This is a genomic window from Rhodococcus sp. NPDC059969 (assembly GCF_042738325.1).
In the GTDB taxonomy this organism is placed as follows: Bacteria; Actinomycetota; Actinomycetes; order Mycobacteriales; family Mycobacteriaceae; genus Rhodococcus_F.
This window is the reverse complement of record NZ_JBHWUF010000001.1, coordinates 1-22,220: the sequence shown is the minus strand read 5'-3', so window position 1 is coordinate 22,220 and position 22,220 is coordinate 1. Positions and strand designations below refer to the sequence as shown.

Here is a 22,220-nt window from a genome sequence, read left to right as displayed (position 1 = left end):
AACTCGAAGTCACGTTCACTTTCAGTTGTAGGCGACACGACGCCGGCAGTTACGGCTGTCGGCAGGCCGCGAGCATGCTCGGGGTCACTTAGATGTGGAAGGAATTCCTTTGCGTATCTCACGCATAGCGACCGGCGCGGTCGCGCTCGGAATGACGGCAGTGCTGATCACGGCATGTTCGTCCGGCGATTCGTCGGGCGGATCGTCCAGCGGCGTCGTCAACGCCTGGGCGGGCGAGCCCCAGAACCCGCTCATCCCCACGAACACGAGTGAGAACCAGGGCGGCCGCGTCCTCGACTCCCTGTTCGCCGGTCTCGTTTCGTACACCGCCGACGGCGGCACGGAGAACGAGGTCGCCGAGTCCATCGAGAGCACCGACGGTCAGAACTTCACCGTCAAGCTCAAGGACGGTTGGACCTTCACGGACGGCACCCCCGTCACCGCGAAGTCGTTCGTCGACGCATGGAACTTCGGAGCCCTCTCCACCAACGCTCAGATCCAGGCATCGTTCTTCGATCCGATCAAGGGCTACGACGAAGTTGCCGCCGAGGTTCCGACGGCTCAGACGATGTCGGGTCTGAAGGTTGTGGACGACTCCACCTTCACCATCGAACTCAAGCAGCCCGAGTCGGCGTTTCCCGACCGCCTCGGTTTCACGGCGTACTACCCGCTGCCCGAGGTCGCGTTCAAGGACATGACCGCATTCGGCGAGAACCCGGTCGGAAACGGCCCGTACAAGCTCGACGGAACCGGCGCGTGGCAGCACAACGTCCGCATCGACACGGTCGTGAACCCGGACTACAACGGCAACCGTAAGCCGAAGAACGCCGGCGTCGACTTCATCATGTACAACAGCCTCGACACGGCGTACACCGATCTCCTCGCCAACAACGTCGACGTCCTCGACCAGGTCCCGCCGAGCGCGGTCACGACCTTCGAGTCCGATCTTGCCGGTCGCACGGTCAACCAGCCGTCGGCAACCATCGAGACGTTCACGATCCCGGGGCGCCTGGCGCACTTCAGCGGTGAAGAAGGCATGCTCCGCCGTCAGGCGATCTCGATGGCGATCAACCGCGATCAGATCACGCAGCAGATCTTCAACAAGACCAGGACGCCTGCTCTCGACTTCACCAGCCCCGCAATCGAGGGTTGGAACGACTCGCTGACCGGTAACGGCAACCTGAAGTTCGACCCCGAGGCAGCCAAGGCCGCTTGGGCCAAGGCCGACGCCATCGCGCCGTGGTCCGGCAGCTTCGAGATCGGATACAACTCGGACGGCGGACACCAGGAATGGGTCGACGCCACGGCGAACAGCATCCGCAACACGCTCGGCATCGATGCAAAGGGAAAGCAGTACGCCACCTTTGCGCAGATCCGCACCGAAGCCACCGACCGCACCATCCAGAGCGCGTTCCGCTCCGGCTGGCAGGGCGACTACCCGCAGCAGTACGGCTTCCTGGCGCAGAACTACCAGACCGGCGGCAGCTCCAACGACGGTGAGTACTCCAACCCCGAGTTCGACCGTCTCCTGCGCGAATCGGCCGGTCAGACGGACAAGGCGAAGGCTCAGGAACTGCTCGATCAGGCTCAGGAAGTGCTGCTCAAGGACCTGCCTGCAATTCCGACGTGGTACCGCAACGCAGCCAGTGGATGGTCGGAGAACGTCTCCAACGTGACCATCAGCTGGAATGGCATTCCGGTCTACGAAGACATCGAAAAGAACTGACGCGTAGAACGATCCGCATCTGAAACGTGAGTTCGGGGCGGCAGGCGCCCTGCCTGCCGTCCCGAACTCGTGTTCACACCGGACTGTCCGCTGACGTACACGATCATCGACAAGGAGGTGATCCGATGCTCTGGTACATCGGTCGCCGAGTGCTTCAAATGATCCCGGTTTTTCTCGGGGCCACTCTTCTGATCTACGCCATGGTCTTCCTGCTTCCCGGTGATCCGATTGCCGCGTTGGCGGGCGACAAGGCGCTCAGTCCGGCTGTGGCAGCACAGCTTCGGGAGCGCTACCACCTCGATCTCCCCTTCTATCAGCAGTACCTGCTGTACCTGAAGGGCATCTTCACGCTGGACTTCGGCACGTCGTTCTCCGGACGACCTGTCAGTGAAGTTCTGGCACAGGCATTTCCGATCACGATGAAACTTGCCTTCATGGCACTGATCGTCGAGACGGTCTTCGGTGTCGGCTTCGGCCTCATCGCCGGCCTGCGTAAGGGCGGATTCTTCGACAGCACCGTCCTGCTGTTCAGCCTCGTTCTCATCGCCATCCCGATCTTCGTGATCGGCTTCCTGGCTCAGTTCTTCATCGGCGTCAAATGGGGCATCGTCCCGCCGACGGTCGGTGGCAACACCAGCTTCAAGAATCTCCTGCTCCCCGCCCTGGTTCTGGGTTCGGTCTCGTTCGCTTACGTACTGCGACTGACCCGAACATCCGTGGCGGAGAACCTGAGTGCCGACTACGTGCGCACCGCCACCGCCAAGGGACTCTCCCGCGGACGAGTGGTGCGCGTGCACGTGTTGCGCAACTCGCTGATCCCCGTGGTCACGTTCCTGGGTGCCGACCTCGCAACGTTGATGGGCGGCGCCATCGTCACCGAGGGCATCTTCAACATCAACGGCGTCGGCGGCACGATCTACCAGGCTGTCACCAGAGGTGAAGCGCCGACGGTGGTTTCGTTCGTCACCATTCTCATCGTGATCTACCTGATCGCAAATCTGCTCGTCGACCTCTTGTACGCCGCGCTCGATCCGAGGATCCGCTATGTCTGAGACCGTGAAGACCGGACGCGCCGTCCGGCAAAGTCATTTCGTGGCACCGCCCGAAGTTGCGGCACCGGGGGAGACGGACGCCGTCAAACTCGACCAGGCGCCGACGAGCATGTGGACCGACGCGTGGCGCGATCTGCGCAAGCGTCCCCTGTTCATCATCTCGACGATCATCATCCTCGCGGTCATCGTCATCGCAGCGTTTCCGGGCTTGTTCACGAGTACCGATCCGCGATTCTGCGACCTCACCTACAGCATGCAGGGACCGACCTCCGGCCACTGGTTCGGGTTCGACCGCCAGGGTTGTGACGTCTACTCGCGCACCATCTACGGTGCTCGAGCGTCCGTACTCGTGGGCGTCGGCGTCACTGCGTCGGTGCTGGTGATCGGAGTGATCTTCGGCGCGCTTTCCGGGTTCTACGGCGGCTGGACCGATTCGATTCTCTCCCGCGTCGCCGACATCTTCTTCGGTATCCCGCTGATCCTCGCTGCCATCGTTCTGATGCAGCTGTTCACCGATCGCACCATCTGGACCGTCGTCGGCGTCCTGGCACTCTTCGGTTGGCCGCAGATGGCACGAATTGCCCGTGGCGCGGTGATCTCGGCGAAGAACAACGATTACGTCATGGCTTCGGAAGCGTTGGGTGTCTCGAAGCTCAAGACACTGATCCGCCACGTCATCCCGAACTCGTTGGCGCCCATCATCGTTGTCGCCACCATCTCGCTCGGCACGTACATCGTCGCCGAGGCGACGCTGTCCTTCCTCGGTATCGGACTTCCGTCCACCGAGGTTTCGTGGGGCGGCGACATCAGCAACGCTCAGGTGACGTTGCGTCAGGGATCGACCATTCTGTTCTACCCGGCAACGGCTTTGGCGATCACCGTCCTCGGATTCATCATGATGGGTGACGCTCTGCGCGACGCTCTCGATCCCAAGTCTCGGAAGCGGTGAGCACGATGACCACCAAGGAAACTCTCACCTCGGAGGAAACTCCGTTGCTCGAGATTCGTGATCTCGAGGTGTCGTTCCAGTCCAATTCCGGTCCGGTTCCGGCAGTTCGAGGCGTCAGCCTGACGGTGTACCCGGGGCAAACGGTCGCCATCGTCGGCGAATCGGGCTCGGGTAAGTCCACCACCGCCCACTCGATCATCAATCTGCTTCCCGGTACCGGCAAGGTGACGGCAGGCGAGATCATCTTCGATGGCAAGGACATCTCGAAGCTTTCGGAGAAGGACTTCGTCCACATCCGGGGCAGCCAGATCGGTTTGGTTCCGCAGGACCCGATGTCGAATCTGAATCCCGTGTGGAAAGTGGGCTTTCAGATCGAGGAAGCACTGGCCGCCAACGGGATCGCCAAGGGTAAAGCTGCCAAGGTTCGGGCCGCCGAACTGCTCGAGGAGGCCGGCCTCGCCGAAGCCGAGAGCAGGTTGGGGCAGTACCCGCACGAGTTCTCGGGCGGTATGCGTCAGCGCGCACTCATCGCGATCGGGTTGTCCGCTCGTCCGAAGCTTCTGATCGCGGATGAGCCGACGTCGGCGCTCGACGTCACCGTCCAGCGTCAGATCCTCGATCATCTCGACGGTCTGACCACGGAACTCGGCACCGCAGTTCTGCTCATCACTCACGATCTGGGCTTGGCCGCTGAGCGCGCCGAGCACCTGATCGTGATGAGCAAGGGGCGCATCGTCGAATCCGGTCCGGCACTGGAGATTCTGAAGCGCCCGCAGCATCCGTACACGCAGAAGCTGGTCGCTGCTGCGCCGTCGTTGGCGTCGAAGCGACTCAGTTCTTCGGTAGCGCGCGCCGAGATTCGGGAACAAGCGGAAGAGGTCGCCGAAGCGGTCAAAGCCGAGGAAAGTACGGCAGAGTCCTTCGGCAAGGCGACCGACGACGTTCTTGTCGTCGATCATCTGACCAAGGTGTTCAAGCTGCGCAAGGGTTTCCGCAAGACCACCGACTTCACAGCCGTGAACGACGTGTCCTTCAAGGTCCGCCGCGGAACCACAACGGCGATCGTCGGTGAATCGGGTTCCGGTAAGTCGACGGTCGCGCAGATGGTCCTCGGCCTGCTCGAGCCCACGGCAGGAAACGTGGTCTTCGACGGTCAGGACGTGGCGAAACTCGGCGCGAAGGAAACCTTTGCGTTCCGTCGCCGAGTGCAGCCGATCTTCCAGAACCCCTACGGCACGCTCGACCCGATGTACTCGATCTACCGCACGATCGAGGAGCCGCTGCGTACCCACAAGGTCGGGACCAAGGCCGAGCGTGAGGCTCGTGTCCGCGAACTTCTCGACAAGGTCGGTCTGCCCCAGTCGGTCATGCGACGCTTCCCGAACGAGCTCTCCGGTGGACAGCGTCAGCGCGTCGCAATTGCGCGCGCGCTGGCTCTGCAACCGGAGGTCGTGATCTGCGACGAGGCGGTCTCCGCTCTCGACGTGCTCGTTCAGGATCAGATCTTGACCCTGCTGAATGACCTGCAGGCAGAGTTCGGGTTGACGTACCTCTTCATCACGCACGACCTGGCCGTGGTTCGTCAGATCGCGGACAACGTGTTGGTGATGTCGCGTGGCTCGATCGTCGAATCGGCGCCGATCGACGACGTGTTCGGCAATCCGCAGCAGGACTACACACGCAAGTTGCTCGACGCGATTCCCGGTGGGTCCATCAAGCTGGGAAGCTGACGCAACAGGTAGGTAGGCAAGTCCGCAGAGGGGCTGCAAGGGTACCGTCGTTAATCGTGACGGACCCCTTGCAGCCCCTCGTCGATCTTCCAGGCGTACGCGCCGCCGCCGATCATGCGCGCGACGCTCTGGGTGAGGTTCATCGGCACAAGACCAACCGTCGCGGTTGGCCCACCACTGCCGCCGAAGCCGCGGTTCGCGCTGCGCGAGCCTCCGCTTCGTTGGCCGGCGGCACCACCGAATTGCCGGCCGAGGGCATGGCCGGCGACCCGATTCTCGCGGGTGCGCTCCGGGTAGCTCAGGCTCTGGACGGCGACAGCCTTCCGCTCATGGAGTCGACGTGGAAGCGCGCCCCACTGCAGGCTTTGGCCCGGCTGCACCTGTTGGCCGCGGCAGACCTCGTCGAGGACGCGGATCAACTGGGACGGCCGCGGTCGGACCGCGGCGTGGGGGAGCGCTTGGACGCTCTCGCCCAACTCGTCACCGGCGGAACCACTGCACCGGCACCGGTTCTGGCAGCCGTCGTTCACGGAGAACTCTTGGCGCTGAGCCCGTTCGGCACAGCTGACGGCATCGTCGCCCGCGCGGCCTCGCGTCTGGTTGCGGTCTCGTCGGGGTTGGATCCGCACAATCTCGGGGTCCCCGAGGTCAGTTGGCTTCGGCGGCCACAGGCGTACACGGACGGCGCGGCGGGATTCGCTTCGGGAAATCCGGCGGGCGTCGGCAGCTGGGTGATCCTGTGCTGCGGTGCGCTCGAAGCCGGTGCGCGAGAAGCGACTTCGATTGCAAACGCAGCTACCGGGTAGTCCGGACAATTGCCCCTGTCGGAACATAACGAACGGGCGGCGCTGCCGATAAATCGACTTCGCCGCCCGTCAGCACGGACTACTCGTTACCAAGCGTGCTCGGTGGGTTGTGTGGGTGGCCTCGGCGAGGGATCGCACTTTCTGAGGTCGTCCCCGCAACCTGTGCGGGGTCCTCGCTCAAATTGAACGAATCTCGCAGGCCCACAACGCTTCTGCCCTTATAGTGGCTTGTGCTCCGCGTGGGTGCCCTAGTGCCCGTGCTAGGAATTTCAGTTGGGGAAACGGTCCTTCTCTTCCGAGCCGTTCCTGGCCTTCCGTTCTTCCGTAACTCCTTTGTACCCTGTGTCCGGGCTCACAGCAAGTACCAATTTTTGTTTGTGGGCCTTGGATTTCAGCGTTTCCGGCGTAGTAGCCCGAAGGTCATGGCGCCGGCCACCACTGCTGCGATTCCCACCGCGGCAGTAGTGGCCACCGTCGTCGTGGATTGGGCCGACAATCGCGCACGAAGTGAGACCGGATTCGAGAAAGTCAGTATGGGCCAACCGTTTACGGCTGCTTCCTTGCGCAATGCACGATCGGGGTTGACCGCGGTGGGATGTCCGACCGCCGCGAGCATGGGCAAATCGGTCACCGAGTCGGAGTAGGCGTAACTGGCGGCGAGGTCGTAGCCGTACTCCGCGGCAAGTTTTTCCATCGCCTCGACCTTGCCCGGACCGTAGCAGTAGAAGTCGACCTCGCCGGTGTAGTGGCCGTCTTCTTCCCTCATCGACGTCGCGACGGAATGGGTGGCGCCGAGGGCGCGGGCGATCGGTGCGACGATCTCCTCACCCGAAGCCGACACCACGATGACGTCGTGTCCGCGCAGCTTGTGATCTGCGATCAGATCGGCCGCCTCGGCGAAGACGAGTGGGTCGACGATGTCGTGCAGAGTCTCCGCGACGATGGCCTTCACCTGCTCCACGTCCCAACCCGCACACATCGCCGTCAGGTGCTCGCGCATGCGCTCCATCTGATCGTGATCGGCGCCGGACAGTAGGAACAGGAATTGTGCATAGCTGCTCTTGAGAACCGAGCGTCGATTGATCAGACCCTGGGCGAAGAATGGCTTGCTGAACGCCAGGGTGCTCGACTTCGCGATGATCGTTTTGTCCAAATCGAAGAAAGCGGCTGTCCGCCCGGTATTCAGTCCGTTCGCAGGCTTGTCGGTCACAGGAATGAGGATAGTCCGACAGGCGGTTCGTGTGCTCCTCGGCAAGCATCCTCTTTCGGCGAAAAACAGCAGTTCAGTGCAGCTCAGGCTTGCGTTTCTCGCCGATGTCGGGTGTAAGATCGTTGCTGTTCGATTCGTTCGAACTAGTTCAGCCCGACCCCCCGGGGCTGAACTCAGACGGCCCCCGCCTCCTCCCCCCATTGGCGGGGGTCGTCCTTTGTCTGCGGCCCGTTTCTCCACAACTTCGTAGTTGTCCACAGGGTCGTTCACCGCACTGTTTTCGGTGCCCGTGCTCGTTCAGGCTCTGCAGTCATGAACACGACGATCAATTCTCGGGAAACCGGCGCCTGCATTCTGGTTCTCGTCGACGACGCGAAGGTCCTCGCGAGTGTGCGACGCGTCGCTGCCGCGGTGGACCGCCGTGTGGACGAGGCCGAGCATCCCGTGTCCCGGCAACAGTGGAACCGCGCTTCGGCGATCGTATTGGACGCGTCGGCTGCGCGAGATGCGCTGGCTCGTTCCCCCAAGCGAACGCGAGTGTTCCTCGTATGCGACGGCACACCGACCGTCGACGATTGGAAGAGCGCCACAGCGATCGGAGCCGACAGCGTCCTGTCTCTGCCCGAAGAGGAGAACGCGTTGGTCGCAGTTCTGGCCGACCACGTCGACGTAGGGGGTGACGGCACCGTCGTGAGCGTGGTGGGTGGTTGTGGCGGCGGCGGAGCTTCGGCAACAGCGGCGGCCGTCGCGTTGACGTCGGCGGCGCGTCACGTCCCGACGCTGCTGGTGGACGTCGACGCACTCGGTTCCGGCGCCGACGTCCTGTTGGGTATCGAGACGGCCCCCGGATTGCGCTGGGGTGCACTGACCGTCGAGGGCGGACGGTTGGCGCCGGACGCGCTGCGTGATGCGTTGCCGGCAAAGGGAAAGTTCTTGAGGGTTCTGGCGAGCAGTCGGCGTGAGATCGACGGTCCGACGGTCACCGCTGTTCGTGCTGTGCTGGACGCAGGTCGCAGATCCGGTGGACTCGTGGTCTGCGACCTGCCGCGTCACCCCAGCGAAGTCGGCCAAGCTGTCCTGGAGATCTCGGATTTTGTCCTCGTCGTGGTTCCGGCCACCGTGGCCGCGTGTGTCGCTGCCGAGAAGGTCGGGGCCTGGGTGATGCGACACAACTCCAACGTCGGACTCGTCGTGCGTGGGCCGGCGCCGGGAGGGCTACGCGGCGCCGATGTGGCGGACATGCTCGGCCTGCCCCTGACGGCCGTCATGCGTGGCCACCGTTCGCTGGCGCCGATGCTCGAGCGCGGTGGCCTCGAATTGACCCGCGGTTGTCCGTTGAGTCTGGCGGCAACAGCGGTACTCGACGCCGTCGAATCCGGCGCACGCCCGCGCAGGGCTGCAGCATGAGTGCGTTGGTCACGGCCGAACTGCTCGACCGCGTTCGCGAGCGACTGACGGCGTCATCGGCCGGCGAGCCGACGGCAGCCACCGTTGCCGATGCCGTACGAGCCGAGTCCTCCGGCGTTCTGGCGGACACCGACCTGTTGGAGGTCGTCAGGGTGCTCCAGACGGAACTGACGGGCGCAGGGCCGCTCGAACCCCTGCTGCACGAACCCGGTGTCGCCGACGTACTGGTGACAGCGCCGGATCAGGTCTGGGTGGACCGCGGGGTCGGCCTCGAAAGGTCAGCGGTGCGGTTCACCGACGAGGCAGCTGTGCGTCGACTGGCGCAACGGTTGGCGCTGTCGGCAGGTCGACGCCTGGACGACGCCCAACCGTGGGTAGACGGGCGCCTGCGGGGCGTCGGCGACGGGCACTTCGGGGTGCGACTGCACGCCGTACTGGCACCGGTGGCCCAGGGCGGGACTTGCGTGTCACTGCGAGTGCTGCGCCCGGCGACACAGGGCCTCGACGCGCTGTGCGCTCACGGCGCCGTGGAACCGGACGCGCGGGAGCTCCTCAATCACATCATCTCTTGTCGCTTGGCTTTCCTTGTGATCGGCGGAACTGGCGCGGGAAAGACCACGTTGTTGTCCGCGATGCTCGGTGCCGTCGACCCGCGCGAGCGAATCGTCTGCGTCGAGGACGCGGCCGAACTCGCGCCGCCGCATCCGCACGTCGTCCGTCTCGTGGCCAGAGCTCCCAACGTCGAGGGCGTCGGAGAGGTGACGGTTCGCGATCTGGTTCGGCAGGCTCTGCGGATGCGTCCCGATCGCATCGTTGTCGGTGAGGTTCGCGGCGCAGAGGTGACGGATCTGCTCACGGCGATGAACACCGGCCACGACGGCGGGGCCGGCACCGTCCACGCCAATTCGCCCGAAGAGGTGCCCGCCAGGCTCGAGGCGTTGGCTGCACTCGGCGGTATGGATCGCCACGCGCTGCACAGTCAACTTGCCGCGGCGGTTCAAGTGATCCTGCACGTGCACAGGTTGGCCGACGGATCGAGGCGTCTCGAACAGATCGGTGTCATCGACCGCAGTGCGGACGGATACGTGCGAATCACGCAGGCGTGGCCGGACGGCGGTTCGGGTCGTGAGCAGCTCGAGCGGATGTTCCGGCTTCGCAATCGGGAGGTCGGGACGTGACAGTCTCGCTCTTGATGTTCGCGTTGGCGGTCTCGATTGCGCCGGTGAGGGATTCACGAGCTCGGCTCGCAACGTACAACCCGAGTATCCACAAGCCCTCCCGGCAGATTCCATGGGAGTTCGTCGCCGCATTTCTCGCGATCTCGGCCGCGTGGGTTCTCGGAGGTCTTCCGGCCGGGTGCGCGGCGGTCGTCCTCGCCGGGACCATGATCTTTCGTGGCCGACGCGCGAAGGCGGCCGAAAACCGAGACCTCTCACAGAAGATGCTGCTCGCCGGTTTGGAGGTGCTGATCGCAGAGTTGAGCGTCGGCGCACATCCTGCATCGGCCAGTTCTGTTGCAGGCGAGGAATGTACCGGCGAAGTGAGCGCGGTGTTCCGGTCCGCTGGGGCGAGGGCGCGTCTCGGCGGTTCTGCCGCAGCGGCCTTCGTGGTACCGGATTCCGGCATCGAGCGTGAGTTCTCCCGCATCGGATCCGTCTGGCGGGTCGCAGACCAACACGGGCTGGCTCTGGCGGAACTACTCGGCGCCGTCCGGACGGACATGTTGGGACGTAGACGCTTTCGTCAACGCACCGAGGCCGGGTTGGCGGGCGCGCGGGCGACCGCTGCGGTCTTGGCCTTTCTCCCGCTGTTGGGGATCGGTCTCGGGCAATTGATGGGTGCTTCGCCGCTGCGCGTGCTGTTCGGAGGTGGGCTCGGCGGCGTGCTCCTGGTGATCGGAACCGCTTGTGTCTCAGCTGGTCTGCTCTGGACCGACCGGATAACTGCGAAGGTCACGTCGTGAGTTGGGCATCCGTGGCGATGATGGCGTTGGCGCTCGCGATCATTCCCGCTCGGCGCGGTGCTTCGGCCAGGGCGGCAGAAATTCTCTTCGCGGACACAACAACAGAAAATTCGGTTTCAGTCCCGGACAAGCCGGATCCACTCGCAGTTGCCGCAAGTCTCGACCTTCTCGGGGCCTGCCTACGAGCGGGGCTTCCCGTCTCCGCCGCGATCACAGCGATGGCGTCGACCGCGCCGAAACCGATGGCAGATTCGCTTCGTCGCGTCGCCGACCTTCTTGCGCTCGGTGCTGATCCCGACGCCGCGTGGAGCGAGGCCGCTCTCGATCCGGATACCGAAGCCCTGGCCAGGATGGCCCGGCGTTCGGCGCGTTCGGGTTCGTCGTTGTCCTCGTCCATGACCGAGCTCGCCGAGCGTAGTCGGGGCGAGGCAGAGGATCTGGCGGCTGCCGCTGCCGAACGCGCGGGAGTGTTGATCAGCGGCCCACTCGGGCTGTGTTTCCTGCCGGCGTTCATCGCCTTGGGCATCGTCCCGGTGGTGATCGGGCTTGCCACGACTGTGCTCGGCAACGGCCTGCTGTGAGCCGGATCCGTGTGAAAGCTCCTGCGGCAGAAGTGCTGCCACAGGTTTCGATTGAAGGGGGAGAAATGATTTCGAAGACGTTGAGGTCGGTGTCAGCCAGATTTGCGCTGTTGGTAACGGAGGACGACGGCATGTCCACCGCGGAGTATGCGATCGGCACGATTGCGGCCGCGGCGTTCGGAGCCGTCCTGTACACCGTGGTCACCGGTGACTCCATCGTCTCCGCGCTGACGGGCATCATCGACAAGGCGCTCAAGACGGCTGTGTGATGTTGTCCACGAGAGGTATTCGGCAAGCCGACGACGGCGCCGTGACGGTGGAGGCCGCGATTGCTCTGGCTTCGATCGTCACGGTGGTCGTGCTGTGTATCGGCGGAGTCCTGGCGGTGTCGATGCAGGTTCGGTGTGTTGACGCCGCTCGTGAGGCTGCACGTCTGGTGGCACGTGGTGATCGTGAGTCTGCGGTCACCACGGCCCGCCGGATCGCACCCGACGGTGCATCTGTCTCGGTGGAGATCGTGGACGGCTTTGCGGTGGCCGTCGTCAGCGCCGAAAGTACGCTGCTGCCGTTGGTCGACATCTCTTCCGAGGCGGTGGCAGCAGTGGAACCGGAGGTGGAAGAGGGGTGAACCTACGTGACGACGAAGGTGTTGCCACGGTTCTGGCATGCTGCATTCTGGCGGCGATCGTGCTGGTGACCGGCGGGATACTGCATGTCGGGTCCGCGGTGGTGGCCAGGCACACGGCGCAGTCGGCGGCTGATCTTTCGGCCCTCGGCGGTGCGGGCGCCTTGGACGGCGGTGACGAGGCGGCGTGTGAAATGTCCGCGGTGATCGCGGAGCGGATGCGCACGGTGCTCGAGGAGTGCGATGTCCAGGGGTGGGATGTAGTCGTCGAGATACGCGCACCGGTGTTGTTGTCGGGCTTCGGGATCGGGGATGCGCAGGCTTACGCTCGTGCGGGTCCGGTCAGCTGATCGTGTCTCAGCTGATCGTGTCGATGACGGCGGTCAGAACCTTCACCGCGCCGTCCTTGTCGAGCGGATCGTTTCCGTTGCCGCACTTGGGTGAATAGACGCAGGACGGGCAGCCGTGAGCGCATTCGCAGGACAGAATGGCGTCCCGCGTCGCGGTGAGCCATCGGGACAGTTCGCTGTGCCCCCGGTCGGCGAACCCGGCGCCGCCGGCATGACCGTCGTAGACGAAGACCGTCGGGAGTCCGGTGTCCGCGTGCATCGCGGTCGATACTCCGCCGATGTCTCCGCGGTCGCAGATCGCCACCAGCGGCAGAAGTCCGATCGCTGCATGTTCGGCGGCATGCAGTGATCCGGGGAACCGTTCGGGCGGCACCCCGATGGATTCGAGGAGTTCGGGCGTGACCGTGTACATCACTGCCCTGGTGGGCAAAGTGTGTGCGGGCATGTCGAGTTCGATCGAGTCGAGGACTTCACCCGAAGTCAACCGTCGTAGGTACCCGACGACTTGATGTGTCACCTCGACCTGGACGAGAGCGACGGCGATGTCGCCGTAGTTCTTGTGCTCGAGTTGTTCGGTGATCGTGATTTCGGTGGTCTCGCGAGCCGAGGTGGTCCAGTCAGGATTCTCGGTGTGAACCAGTGCGAGTCCGACGTCGAGGTCCAGTTCGTCGACGACGTAGGTCTCGCCTTGATGGATGTGGACGGCGCCGGGATGAACTGTGGCCGGAGCGCGGCCCGCGTCGACAGTGCCGAGCATCCGGCCGGATTCACCGTCGACAATGGCCACCTGCGTTCCGATGCCGCCGCGAATGTCCAAAGAGCCGTGGGGGTTCGAATCAGCGGTGACGAACCACCCGTGCTTTCGGCGCCGGATCTTGCCTTCCTCCGACAGTCTGGTCAGAACTTCGAGAGCCCCGAATGCGTCCACCTCGGCGTCGGAAAGTGGGAGTTCCATTGCAGCGCAGAGAAGTTGTGGTCCTAGAACGTACGGATTTCCGGGATCTGTCACCGTCGCCTCGACAGGTTTGTCCAGTACCGCCGACGGATGATGAACGAGGTAGGTGTCGAGTGGATCGTCGCGGGCGATCAACACGACGAGTGAACCCTCACCGCGTCGCCCGGAGCGACCGGCCTGCTGCCAGAACGACGCGACGGTGCCCGGGAAGCCTGCCACGACAACGGCGTCGAGGCCGGCGATGTCGACGCCGAGCTCCAGTGCGTTGGTGGTGGCTGCGCCCAGCAGTGTGCCGTCGGCGAGTGCAGCTTCAAGTTCGCGTCGGTCCTCGGCCAGATATCCGGCGCGATACGACGCGACTCGCTCGGCGAGGTCCGGGTCCACCTCGGCGAGTAGACGTTTGGTGGCCATCGCGGTCAGCTCGGCGCCGCGGCGGGAGCGTACGAAGGTGAGAGTGCGGGCGCCCTCGATCATGAGGTCGGCCATGATCCGCGCAGCTTCCGCACCCGCGGGACGTCGTACCGGGCTACCGTTTTCGCCGGTCAATGCTTCGAGCAGCGGCGGTTCCCACAGCGCGACGGTACGTGGGCCGTGCGGCGATCCGTCTTCCGTGACCTCGGTGCAGTGGGCGCCGATCAGCCGCGAGGCTGCCGCGCCGGGATCTGCGGTGGTTGCGCTGGCCAGGATGAAGGTGGGTTCGGCGCCGTAACGGGCCGCAATCCTTCGCAGTCGCCGGATCACGAGCGCGACGTTCGATCCGAAGACTCCCCTGTAGGAGTGGCATTCGTCGATGATCACGTATTTCAGGTTGCGGAAGAAGTGCGCCCATCGTTGATGGGTCCGGAGCAGTGAAATGTGGATCATGTCGGGGTTGGTGAAGAGCCAGCGTGAGTTCTCGCGCGCCCAGGTGCGGAGTTCTTGCGAGGTGTCGCCGTCGTACGCACTGGCGTTGGTGCTGCGAAGTTCCACGTCGAAGTCGGTGAGGGACAGCACCGCTCGCAGTTGATCGGAGCCCAGCGCTTTGGTGGGCGAGAGGTAGAGGGCTGTTGCGAGCGGGTCGGTTGCCATGGCCGTCAGCACCGGGAGTTGGTATGCCAGAGACTTACCCGACGCGGTACCGGTGGCCACGACCACGTGTTTTCCGTCGTATGCGAGGCCGGCAGCCTCGCTCTGGTGGATCCACGGGGACCGAACGCTGTGTTCGGCGAGCGCGCGTACGACGCTGGGGTGCACCCACTCCGGCCATTCGGTGAACTCGGCTACGCGAGCCGGTAGCTGCGCGGTGAACATCAGTGGTTTTTCGCTTCCACTGACCCCGGCGACGACGCGATCGAGCAGCATCTGCCCGTAGGTCTCGCCAGGCTTCCCTCCCGGGGCGGGGATCGGGGAAGGTGCGTTCACGTGACTCTCCGGGCTCGGCGTAGGGGCGTGGCGGCAATCGGAAACTGTCGCTACCTGCAGTTTTGATGATACGCAACCGTCAACGGTCTTGGTGAAACCGGGTGGTCGGCGCGCACGCGGGAAACCACGGTCGCGGGCTGTTTTTCTCGTAGCGAACTTTTAACGTTTTTAGTTCCGTTTTCGACTGTTGTGCACGCGGAGAACATGGTTGACTGACAATCGGTCGCAGCTTCTGTGTTCGTAGGCTTGAGAAAGTGCACGCTCGCAGGATCGTTGTTGCGGGCGCGGTGCTCTGCCTTTCCTGAGGGGGAAATAAAGACGTACAGCGGTCGGAACCGGCCCGGTGGACTGTAAGGGCTGTTCACCGAATCCGGTGTTAGAAAGAGAAGGAAAAGCATGGCACAGGGCACTGTGAAGTGGTTCAACGCTGAAAAGGGCTTCGGCTTCATCGCTCCCGAAGACGGTTCCGCAGACGTCTTCGTTCACTACTCCGAAATTCAGGGCAACGGCTTCCGTACCCTCGAGGAGAACCAGCGTGTGGAGTTCGAGGTCGGCCAGGGCACCAAGGGTCCCCAGGCTACCGGCGTTCGCGCGGTCTGATTTTTCCGCTCACTTGCTGAGCGAATAGTTCGGACAGTATTTGTCCCCCATCGCATCTGTGCGGTGGGGGACAAATCTTTTCGGTGCAAGCAAGAGTCTTCTCCATCCGGAGTGAATACACGCAGCTGTTCGACCACGGCCGGTCGTCTATGCCGTCACTACCTTCGTGGCTTACGTTTCACTCTGTGAGCCAACTGTCCTTTTTCTCTGCCGAGTCGATTCCACCTGCCGTGACGGACCTTGCCGGAATGCTGGCCGGACCGGGTCAGGTCGTGACCTCGGAGGATCGAGCCCGGATCTCGATCGTCGTGGATCGGGACTGGAGAGCGCAGGCCGTGGCCGAGTTGATCGCGCAGTGTGGACTCGGGGCCGAGGTGACGCGCAGTGACGAGGGCAGTCCACTCGTGCGTACTCAGTCGACGCCCGCACTGCTTCCGCTGTCCGTGCAGTGGACCAAGGGTGCAGTGAAGGCGGTGCCGGTCGGGTGGGTTCCTAATTCTCGGCAACTCCGAGTCTGGGCCGTCGCCGCCGGCCGTCTCGAAGAAGGCGGTGAACGATTCGTGTTCGGCCTCGACCCCCATGCCAAGGAAACTCATGCTCCGCTCGCCCAGGCTTTGATGCGAGTAGGTATCGCGCCGACTCAACTGGGTAACCGGACACCGGGTCCCGGACTCCGCGTGTCGGGAAAGAAGAGACTGACAAAGCTCGTCGAATACCTCGGTGAGGCGCCGAAACACGTCGACACTTCGGTCGCCTGGCCGCACGTCTGACGGTACCGATGTCGCATGTCCGACGGTGTCGATGCCGCGTGTCCGACGGAGCCCATACTGTACTGATCTGCACGAATGTCTTGCGGGTATGTCACTCTGTAAAGAGAGACACGGGGTATAACTTGCTCCACACGTCTAGTTCTGAAGAACTGCCGACGGCAGTGAACGTCCAAAGGAAGGCTCGGGCAGCAGGTGGCTAAAGCGGACAACGGCAGCGGTCAGGGAGCGTCCGGTAACCCTCGTCGCCTCGTGATCGTCGAGTCACCGACCAAGGCGCGCAAAATCGCTCCCTACCTCGGTAAGGACTACGTCGTAGAGGCATCGGTCGGTCACATTCGCGACCTGCCGCGCGGCGCAGCAGACGTTCCGGCCAAGTACAAGGGCGAGTCATGGGCCCGCCTCGGCGTCAACGTCGATCACGACTTCGAGCCGCTCTATGTCGTGAGCCCGGAAAAGAAGGGCAAGGTCGCCGAACTCAAGTCTCTGTTGAAGGACGCCGACGAGCTCTTCCTCGCAACTGACCCCGACCGCGAGGGCGAGGCAATCGCCTGGCATCTCCTCGAGACTCTCAAGCCCAAGATTCCGGTTCGTCGAATGGTCTTCCACGAGATCACCGAGCCGGCAATCCGTGCTGCCGCCGAAGACACCCGCGAACTCGACACCGACCTCGTCGATGCTCAGGAAACCCGCCGCATCCTCGACCGTCTCTACGGTTACGAGGTCAGCCCGGTTCTCTGGAAGAAGGTCATGCCGAAGCTCTCGGCCGGCCGCGTCCAGTCGGTGGCCACTCGCGTCATCGTCCAGCGCGAACGCGAGCGCATGGCGTTCAAGTCGGCGTCTTACTGGGACATTTCCGCGACGCTCGACGCCGGTGCAGAGGCCAGTCCGCGCAGTTTCGGCGCACGCCTCGTCTCCGTCGACGGTTCGCGTGTCGCTTCCGGCCGCGACTTCGGAGCAGACGGAAAGCTCAAGGGCAGCGCGGTCACCGTGCTCGACGAGGCCTATGCGCGTCGTCTCGCAGAAGCATTACAGGGCGTCGACCTCACGGTTTCGTCCGCCGAGGACAAGCCGTACACCCGTAAGCCCTACCCGCCGTTCATGACGTCGACGCTCCAGCAGGAAGCCGGACGCAAGCTTCGTTTCACGTCCGAGCGCGCCATGCGTATCGCGCAGCGGCTGTACGAAAACGGCTACATCACTTACATGCGTACCGACTCGACGACGCTCTCGGAGTCGGCGATCGCTGCCGCTCGAGCGCAGGCCACCGAGTTGTACGGTCTTGAATACGTTCATCCGACCCCGCGCCAGTACACCCGCAAGGTCAAGAACGCGCAGGAAGCTCACGAGGCGATCCGCCCCGCTGGTGACGTGTTCCAGACCCCGGGTCAGTTGCACTCCAAGCTCGACTCCGACGAGTTCAAGCTGTACGAACTCATCTGGCAGCGCACCGTCGCCTCGCAGATGGCCGACGCCCGCGGTACGACGCTCACGCTTCGCATCTCCGGCACGGCAGGCACCGGCGAGGACTGCACGTTCTCCGCTTCAGGTCGCACCATCGTGTTCGCCGGCTTCCTCAAGGCTTACGTCGAAAGTGTCGACGAAGAGGCCGGCGGTCAGTCCGACGACGCCGAATCCAGGCTTCCGGTACTGGTCAAGGGTCAGGAAGTCACGGCGACCAAGCTCGATCCCGACGGGCACAGCACCAACCCGCCCGCCCGCTACACAGAAGCCAGCCTGATCAAGACGCTCGAAGAACTCGGCATCGGCCGTCCTTCGACCTACTCGTCGATCATCAAGACCATTCTCGATCGCGGATACGTCTACAAACGTGGCAGCGCACTGGTGCCGTCCTGGGTGGCGTTTGCCGTCATCGGACTGCTTGAGGTGCACTTCGGCCGACTGGTCGACTTCGACTTCACGGCAGGAATGGAAGACGATCTCGACGCGATCGCCGGCGGCCGTGAGCAGCGCGGCAACTGGCTGAGCAGCTTCTACTTCGGCGGCGAGACAGGCGCAGAAGGTTCGGTCGCCCGCGAGGGCGGGCTGAAGAAGATGGTCGGCGTCAACCTCGAGGAGATCGACGCTCGCGAGGTCAACTCCATCCGTCTCTTCGACGACGCCGAGGGCCGCGAGGTTCACGTGCGCGTCGGCCGGTTCGGGCCGTATCTCGAGCGCATGGTTCAGAATCCGGACGATCCCGAAGGCGATCTGATCTCGCAGCGGGCAAATCTTCCCGATGACCTGCCACCGGACGAGCTCACTCCCGAGTATGCCGAGAAGTTGTTCTCGACGCCTCAAGAGGGCCGCAAGCTGGGCGTCGACCCGCTGACGGGCCACGAGATCGTCGCGAAGGAAGGCCGCTTCGGTCCCTACGTGACCGAGATCCTGCCCGAACCGCCGGCCGAGCCGGAACCGGACATCGTTCCCGTCACCGCTCCCGAGCCGGAAGAAATCAGTTCGGGCAGCACCAAGACTGCGGTGAAGAAGGCCGCGGCCAAGAAGGCGCCTGCGAAGAAGGCTGCCAAGAAGGTCGCAGGCCCCAAGCCACGGACCGGATCGCTGCTCAAGTCCATGGACTTGGCGACGATCACCTTGGAAGATGCGCTTCGTCTGCTGTCGCTTCCGCGCGTCGTGGGTGTCGACCCCGAATCGAAGGAAGAGATCACCGCGCAGAACGGCCGTTACGGTCCGTACCTGAAGAAGGGCACGGACTCACGCTCGCTCGCCAACGAAGAGCAGATGTTCACCGTCACGCTCGACGAGGCGCTCAAGATCTACGCCGAGCCGAAGCGTCGTGGGCGTCAGGCGTCGGCAACGCCTCCGCTCCGTGAGTTGGGTGTCGATCCGGTCAGCGAGAAGCCGATGGTGATCAAGGACGGCCGATTCGGTCCGTACGTCACCGACGGCGAGACCAACGCCAGCCTTCGCAAGGACGACGACGTCGAATCCATTTCCGATGCTCGTGCGTCGGAGTTGCTGGCTGATCGTCGGGCCCGCGGCCCGGTCAAGAAGAAGGCGGCTGCCAAGAAGGCTCCGGCGAAGAAGGCCGCTGCCAAGAAGACTGCTGCGAAAAAAGCTCCGGCAAAGAAGGCAGCTGCCAAGAAGGCTCCGGCGAAGAAGGACTCGTAGGGCTTCGTCGGTGGCGACGGTTAGGGTTTTTGCATGAGTACTGAAGTGGCCGAACGAGGTGTGTTCGGTCGGCTGGTGGGTCAGCACGACGTCGAGAAAAGTCTGCGTGACGCTGCACTGTCGGCTCGCGGCGATACCAGCGGCTCGGAAATGACTCACGCGTGGCTGTTCACCGGGCCACCTGGCTCAGGTCGTTCGGTTGCTGCTCTCTGCTTCGCCGCGGCCCTGCAATGCACCTCCGAGGGTGCACCAGGGTGCGGTGAGTGCCATGCGTGTACGACGACGATGGGTGGAACCCACGGTGACGTACGACGGATCATCCCCGACGGCCTGAGCATCAGCGTCAAAGGCATGCGCGAGATAGTCAATATCGCTTCGCGTCGGCCGACGACGGGGCGGTGGCAGGTCATCGTGGTCGAGGATGCCGATCGTTTGACCGAAGGCGCGGCCAACGCACTCCTGAAGGTTGTCGAGGAGCCACCGGACCGCACGGTCATCCTGCTCTGCGCGCCGACGACCGATCCGGAAGACATGTCTGTCACCTTGCGCTCGCGGTGCCGGCACATGCCGTTGGTGACGCCGTCCGTCGAATCGATCGCTCAGGTGCTGATCGACCGCGACGGCCTGGATCCGGAGCGGGCGAGAATCGCGGCATCGATCAGCGGTGGACATGTCGGTCGGGCTCGGCGTCTTGCTACCGACGAGAGTGCGCGGGACGAGCGTCAGCGTTCGTTGCGGCTAGCTGCCGACGCGATCGGTGCGTCGACGGCCTACAAGGCGGCCGAGAACTTGGTGAAGTCGATCGAGGCCGACACCAAGGCGTTCTACGCCGAACTCAAGGAACAGGAACTCGAAGAGCTCAAGGTCTCGCTGGGCGGCGGTGGTACCGGCAAGGGAACGGCCGGAACTCTGCGCGGATCGGCTGGTCTGATCAAAGACCTCGAAGCGCGTCAGAAATCGCGTGACACGCGGGCCCGCCGCGATCTCCTCGACCGGACCCTGATCGACCTGGCCGGCATGTACCGGGACGCACTTTCCTGTTCACTGGGGTCGACGTCGACGGCGACCCATCCCGACATGGCTCGTCAGGCCGCCGAGTTGGCTGCCCGAACGTCCCCGGAGGGGTTGCTGAAGTGCATCGAAGCCGTGCTCGAATGCCGTGAGGCTGTCGACTTCAACGTCAAGTTGCAGTGGGCGCTCGACGCGATGGTTGCCTCCATCGGAGCCGCTTTCAGACCCCCGTTTTCGCGATCCGGGGGTTGACCAGATAGACTCGCCACCGCCGAAAGGCACGCTGCCTTAGCTCAGTCGGTAGAGCATTTCACTCGTAATGAAAAGGTCGAGAGTTCGATTCTCTCAGGCAGCTCGGCCAAGAGCCCCACACCCGGAAATTCGGATGTGGGGCTCTTGTCGTTTGTTCCCATTCCTACGTATGTGCCGATTATCCTGATTCTGGCGAACACGTGCCTGAGCAGGGGAGACTTCGATGTCGGATCAGAACTGGGGATCGGGCCAACCACCGCAGAATCCGCCGCCGTACGGGCAGATGCCGCCCATGCCGCCGCAGGGTTATCAGTCACCGACGCCCGCCTATCCGTACGCAACGTGGATCTCTCGTGTTCTCGCGTCAATCCTCGACGGCTTTGTCGTTCCGCTTCCGGGGGTCATCCTCGCGATCATCGGGGCGGTGATCGCGTTCTCCGGATCCGAAGTGACCACATACGACGACGGCAGCGTGAGCGCTGAGGGCGGCAATCCGGTCGGCGTGATCGTCATGGTCGTCGGCATACTGGCCATCTTCTTGATCGAGGTGTGGAATCTCGTCTTCAGACAAGGGAACACCGGACAGACGCTCGGCAAGAAGTGGCTGGGGATTTCTGTGATTCGGGAGTCCGACGGTGTGCCTCTCGGACCGGTGGTGGCGCTGCTTCGTTGGATCTTGATGGCGATCCTGGGTGGCGCCTGCTTCCTCAACTATCTTTGGCCGCTCTGGGACTCGAAGCACCAGTGCTGGCACGACATGGTGGTTCGATCGGTAGTCGTTCGCGCGAGCTAGTCGCTGCCGGGGTCTCTTACAGTGGGTGCCATGGAGTTGGAAGCGGTGGCAAGTCGACGACGCGCGCTGGCCGCACCCGTCGGTGTCGCTGCCGTGGCCGTGACGGCCGCCGCGGTTCTCCATTTCCGCGATCCCCACAGCGCGGGTAGTTACGGCGTTTGTCCGATGTACGCGTTGACGGGATTGTGGTGCCCGGCGTGTGGTGGCCTTCGTGCGGTCAACGACCTGACTAATCTGGATCTTGGTGCCGCAGTGTCCAGCAATATCTTGATCGTGCCGTTTGTCGCGGTATTGGTGATCGCGTGGATCGGTTGGACGGTGCGCCGCTGGAAAGGCACGCGGGATCGCATGATCGTGCTTCGGCCGACCGTGACGATCGTGGTGCTCGGAGTTCTCGTTGCATTTACGGTTGTTCGAAACACCCCATGGGGGAGCTGGCTCGCGCCGGCGTGACGGTAAGAGGTCGACATGGCAATGCAGGTTTTTTCGCTCATCGTTCTGCTCGGCGCGCTGATCATTCTGATTCCGACGGCACGGCGTGTCTTCGGCAAGAAGGACGACGAGTAGGTCTCGACAACTGAGCCGGTGGGGAACATGCTGGCGGTATGGCTGATTCGTTGAAAGCTCGCGTCAAGGAGAAGCTGCTGCGGCAACTCGCCGAGGACGGTCGGCACCCGATTCAGGAAGCTGAGGGTGACGATCCCCGGTTGGTTTCGATCAACGACGACCTCGAAGCCTTGGAACAGGCCGAAGAAGGCGATCCGATCGTCGAAGAACTGGCCGAGAGGTACTGGGTTCCGTGAAGTTTACCGACCGCAGTGCTCTGACCTGGCGATTTGGTGTTGTGTTGATCTTCGCGTAACTTTGTCCAGGTCAGAGCGACACGGACACCGACTCCCACCTGCGAGGG

21 protein-coding genes and 1 tRNA gene are annotated in these 22,220 nt (G+C 63.6%); 20 read left to right on the top strand and 2 right to left on the bottom strand.

The features are described 5' to 3' along the window. The first annotated feature begins 109 nt into the window (after positions 1 to 109). The 5 genes from ACFWAD_RS00110 to ACFWAD_RS00090 all read left to right on the top strand — a co-directional run bounded on the left by ACFWAD_RS00110 (position 110) and on the right by ACFWAD_RS00090 (position 6,263). Positions 110 to 1,726 (top strand): ABC transporter substrate-binding protein, encoded by a 1,617-nt coding sequence (locus tag ACFWAD_RS00110; RefSeq protein ID WP_378445749.1) that lies wholly within the window; start codon positions 110 to 112, stop codon positions 1,724 to 1,726. A gap of 125 nt (positions 1,727 to 1,851) precedes the next feature. Then, positions 1,852 to 2,778, top strand: a complete 927-nt coding sequence (locus ACFWAD_RS00105; RefSeq protein ID WP_003946101.1) for an ABC transporter permease — start codon at positions 1,852 to 1,854, stop codon at positions 2,776 to 2,778. After that, on the top strand, positions 2,771 to 3,727 hold the full coding sequence (locus ACFWAD_RS00100) for an ABC transporter permease (protein WP_003946092.1): 957 nt from the start codon (positions 2,771 to 2,773) through the stop codon (positions 3,725 to 3,727). Before ACFWAD_RS00105 ends, ACFWAD_RS00100 begins: the two co-directional genes overlap by 8 nt. Before the next feature lie 5 nt (positions 3,728 to 3,732). After that, complete coding sequence (locus ACFWAD_RS00095) at positions 3,733 to 5,457, top strand: ABC transporter ATP-binding protein (RefSeq protein ID WP_099696931.1); 1,725 nt, start codon at positions 3,733 to 3,735, stop codon at positions 5,455 to 5,457. A gap of 56 nt (positions 5,458 to 5,513) precedes the next feature. Next, complete coding sequence (locus ACFWAD_RS00090; protein ID WP_378540437.1) at positions 5,514 to 6,263, top strand: oxidoreductase; 750 nt, start codon at positions 5,514 to 5,516, stop codon at positions 6,261 to 6,263. Positions 6,264 to 6,654: 391 nt separating this feature from the next. On the opposite strand, the gene ACFWAD_RS00085 is transcribed toward ACFWAD_RS00090, so the two are convergent. Next, complete coding sequence (locus tag ACFWAD_RS00085) at positions 6,655 to 7,473, bottom strand: HAD-IB family hydrolase (RefSeq protein WP_378540435.1); 819 nt, start codon at positions 7,471 to 7,473, stop codon at positions 6,655 to 6,657. Positions 7,474 to 7,785: 312 nt separating this feature from the next. Here ACFWAD_RS00085 and ssd point away from each other — a divergent pair, with 312 nt between their 5' ends. The 7 genes from ssd (at position 7,786) to ACFWAD_RS00050 (ending at position 12,399) form a co-directional block, all read left to right on the top strand. Next, complete coding sequence (gene ssd, locus ACFWAD_RS00080) at positions 7,786 to 8,880, top strand: septum site-determining protein Ssd (RefSeq protein ID WP_378540433.1); 1,095 nt, start codon at positions 7,786 to 7,788, stop codon at positions 8,878 to 8,880. Next, a complete protein-coding gene (locus tag ACFWAD_RS00075) occupies positions 8,877 to 10,058 on the top strand; it encodes a TadA family conjugal transfer-associated ATPase (RefSeq protein ID WP_378540431.1) in 1,182 nt (393 codons plus the stop codon). Before ssd ends, ACFWAD_RS00075 begins: the two co-directional genes overlap by 4 nt. Then, positions 10,055 to 10,843 carry a type II secretion system F family protein gene (locus ACFWAD_RS00070; RefSeq protein WP_378540429.1) on the top strand — a complete coding sequence of 263 codons (789 nt, stop codon included), beginning with the start codon at positions 10,055 to 10,057 and terminating at the stop codon, positions 10,841 to 10,843. The genes ACFWAD_RS00075 and ACFWAD_RS00070 overlap by 4 nt, the downstream gene beginning before the upstream one ends. After that, positions 10,840 to 11,424, top strand: a complete 585-nt coding sequence (locus ACFWAD_RS00065; protein ID WP_378540427.1) for a type II secretion system F family protein — start codon at positions 10,840 to 10,842, stop codon at positions 11,422 to 11,424. The genes ACFWAD_RS00070 and ACFWAD_RS00065 overlap by 4 nt, the downstream gene beginning before the upstream one ends. A 65-nt stretch (positions 11,425 to 11,489) precedes the next feature. After that, complete coding sequence (locus ACFWAD_RS00060) at positions 11,490 to 11,693, top strand: DUF4244 domain-containing protein (RefSeq protein WP_378540425.1); 204 nt, start codon at positions 11,490 to 11,492, stop codon at positions 11,691 to 11,693. After that, positions 11,693 to 12,052: a TadE family type IV pilus minor pilin gene (locus ACFWAD_RS00055; RefSeq protein WP_378540423.1), complete on the top strand. Its 360-nt coding sequence runs from the start codon at positions 11,693 to 11,695 to the stop codon at positions 12,050 to 12,052. Before ACFWAD_RS00060 ends, ACFWAD_RS00055 begins: the two co-directional genes overlap by 1 nt. Beyond that, positions 12,049 to 12,399, top strand: coding sequence for an Rv3654c family TadE-like protein (locus ACFWAD_RS00050; RefSeq protein WP_378540421.1), 351 nt, complete (start codon positions 12,049 to 12,051; stop codon positions 12,397 to 12,399). Before ACFWAD_RS00055 ends, ACFWAD_RS00050 begins: the two co-directional genes overlap by 4 nt. A 7-nt stretch (positions 12,400 to 12,406) precedes the next feature. On the opposite strand, the gene ACFWAD_RS00045 is transcribed toward ACFWAD_RS00050, so the two are convergent. Next, complete coding sequence (locus ACFWAD_RS00045) at positions 12,407 to 14,695, bottom strand: DEAD/DEAH box helicase (protein WP_378542868.1); 2,289 nt, start codon at positions 14,693 to 14,695, stop codon at positions 12,407 to 12,409. Between the two features lie 456 nt (positions 14,696 to 15,151). Here ACFWAD_RS00045 and ACFWAD_RS00040 point away from each other — a divergent pair, with 456 nt between their 5' ends. The 8 genes from ACFWAD_RS00040 (at position 15,152) to ACFWAD_RS00005 (ending at position 22,113) form a co-directional block, all read left to right on the top strand. Beyond that, on the top strand, positions 15,152 to 15,355 hold the full coding sequence (locus ACFWAD_RS00040) for a cold-shock protein (protein WP_003946117.1): 204 nt from the start codon (positions 15,152 to 15,154) through the stop codon (positions 15,353 to 15,355). 185 nt (positions 15,356 to 15,540) lie between these two features. Further along, positions 15,541 to 16,125, top strand: coding sequence for a hypothetical protein (locus tag ACFWAD_RS00035; protein WP_317553427.1), 585 nt, complete (start codon positions 15,541 to 15,543; stop codon positions 16,123 to 16,125). 192 nt (positions 16,126 to 16,317) lie between these two features. Further along, positions 16,318 to 19,254 carry a type I DNA topoisomerase gene (gene topA / locus ACFWAD_RS00030; RefSeq protein WP_378540419.1) on the top strand — a complete coding sequence of 979 codons (2,937 nt, stop codon included), beginning with the start codon at positions 16,318 to 16,320 and terminating at the stop codon, positions 19,252 to 19,254. Positions 19,255 to 19,287: 33 nt separating this feature from the next. After that, the gene (locus ACFWAD_RS00025) at positions 19,288 to 20,517 is read left to right on the top strand and encodes a DNA polymerase III subunit delta' (protein ID WP_378540417.1); all 1,230 of its coding nucleotides are present in this window, start codon (positions 19,288 to 19,290) and stop codon (positions 20,515 to 20,517) included. Between the two features lie 30 nt (positions 20,518 to 20,547). Next, positions 20,548 to 20,620: transfer RNA gene (locus ACFWAD_RS00020), tRNA-Thr, on the top strand. Between the two features lie 120 nt (positions 20,621 to 20,740). Then, entirely contained in the window at positions 20,741 to 21,310 is a 570-nt protein-coding gene (locus ACFWAD_RS00015; protein ID WP_378540415.1) for an RDD family protein, read from the top strand. A 30-nt stretch (positions 21,311 to 21,340) separates the two neighbouring features. After that, positions 21,341 to 21,763 (top strand): DUF2752 domain-containing protein, encoded by a 423-nt coding sequence (locus ACFWAD_RS00010; protein ID WP_378537140.1) that lies wholly within the window; start codon positions 21,341 to 21,343, stop codon positions 21,761 to 21,763. Between the two features lie 152 nt (positions 21,764 to 21,915). Next, positions 21,916 to 22,113 (top strand): hypothetical protein, encoded by a 198-nt coding sequence (locus ACFWAD_RS00005; protein ID WP_003946112.1) that lies wholly within the window; start codon positions 21,916 to 21,918, stop codon positions 22,111 to 22,113. The last annotated feature ends 107 nt before the right edge of the window (positions 22,114 to 22,220 follow it).

Coding starts and splice junctions, on each gene's coding strand:
- ACFWAD_RS00105 (WP_003946101.1), top strand. CDS start 1,852: ATGCTCTGGTACATCGGTCGCCGAGTGCTTCAAATGATCCCGGTTTTT.
- ACFWAD_RS00100 (WP_003946092.1), top strand. CDS start 2,771: ATGTCTGAGACCGTGAAGACCGGACGCGCCGTCCGGCAAAGTCATTTC.
- ACFWAD_RS00095 (WP_099696931.1), top strand. CDS start 3,733: ATGACCACCAAGGAAACTCTCACCTCGGAGGAAACTCCGTTGCTCGAG.
- ssd (WP_378540433.1), top strand. CDS start 7,786: ATGAACACGACGATCAATTCTCGGGAAACCGGCGCCTGCATTCTGGTT.
- ACFWAD_RS00075 (WP_378540431.1), top strand. CDS start 8,877: ATGAGTGCGTTGGTCACGGCCGAACTGCTCGACCGCGTTCGCGAGCGA.
- ACFWAD_RS00060 (WP_378540425.1), top strand. CDS start 11,490: ATGATTTCGAAGACGTTGAGGTCGGTGTCAGCCAGATTTGCGCTGTTG.
- ACFWAD_RS00055 (WP_378540423.1), top strand. CDS start 11,693: ATGTTGTCCACGAGAGGTATTCGGCAAGCCGACGACGGCGCCGTGACG.
- ACFWAD_RS00045 (WP_378542868.1), bottom strand. CDS start 14,695: ATGCTGCTCGATCGCGTCGTCGCCGGGGTCAGTGGAAGCGAAAAACCA.
- ACFWAD_RS00040 (WP_003946117.1), top strand. CDS start 15,152: ATGGCACAGGGCACTGTGAAGTGGTTCAACGCTGAAAAGGGCTTCGGC.
- ACFWAD_RS00025 (WP_378540417.1), top strand. CDS start 19,288: ATGAGTACTGAAGTGGCCGAACGAGGTGTGTTCGGTCGGCTGGTGGGT.
- ACFWAD_RS00015 (WP_378540415.1), top strand. CDS start 20,741: ATGTCGGATCAGAACTGGGGATCGGGCCAACCACCGCAGAATCCGCCG.
- ACFWAD_RS00010 (WP_378537140.1), top strand. CDS start 21,341: ATGGAGTTGGAAGCGGTGGCAAGTCGACGACGCGCGCTGGCCGCACCC.
- ACFWAD_RS00005 (WP_003946112.1), top strand. CDS start 21,916: ATGGCTGATTCGTTGAAAGCTCGCGTCAAGGAGAAGCTGCTGCGGCAA.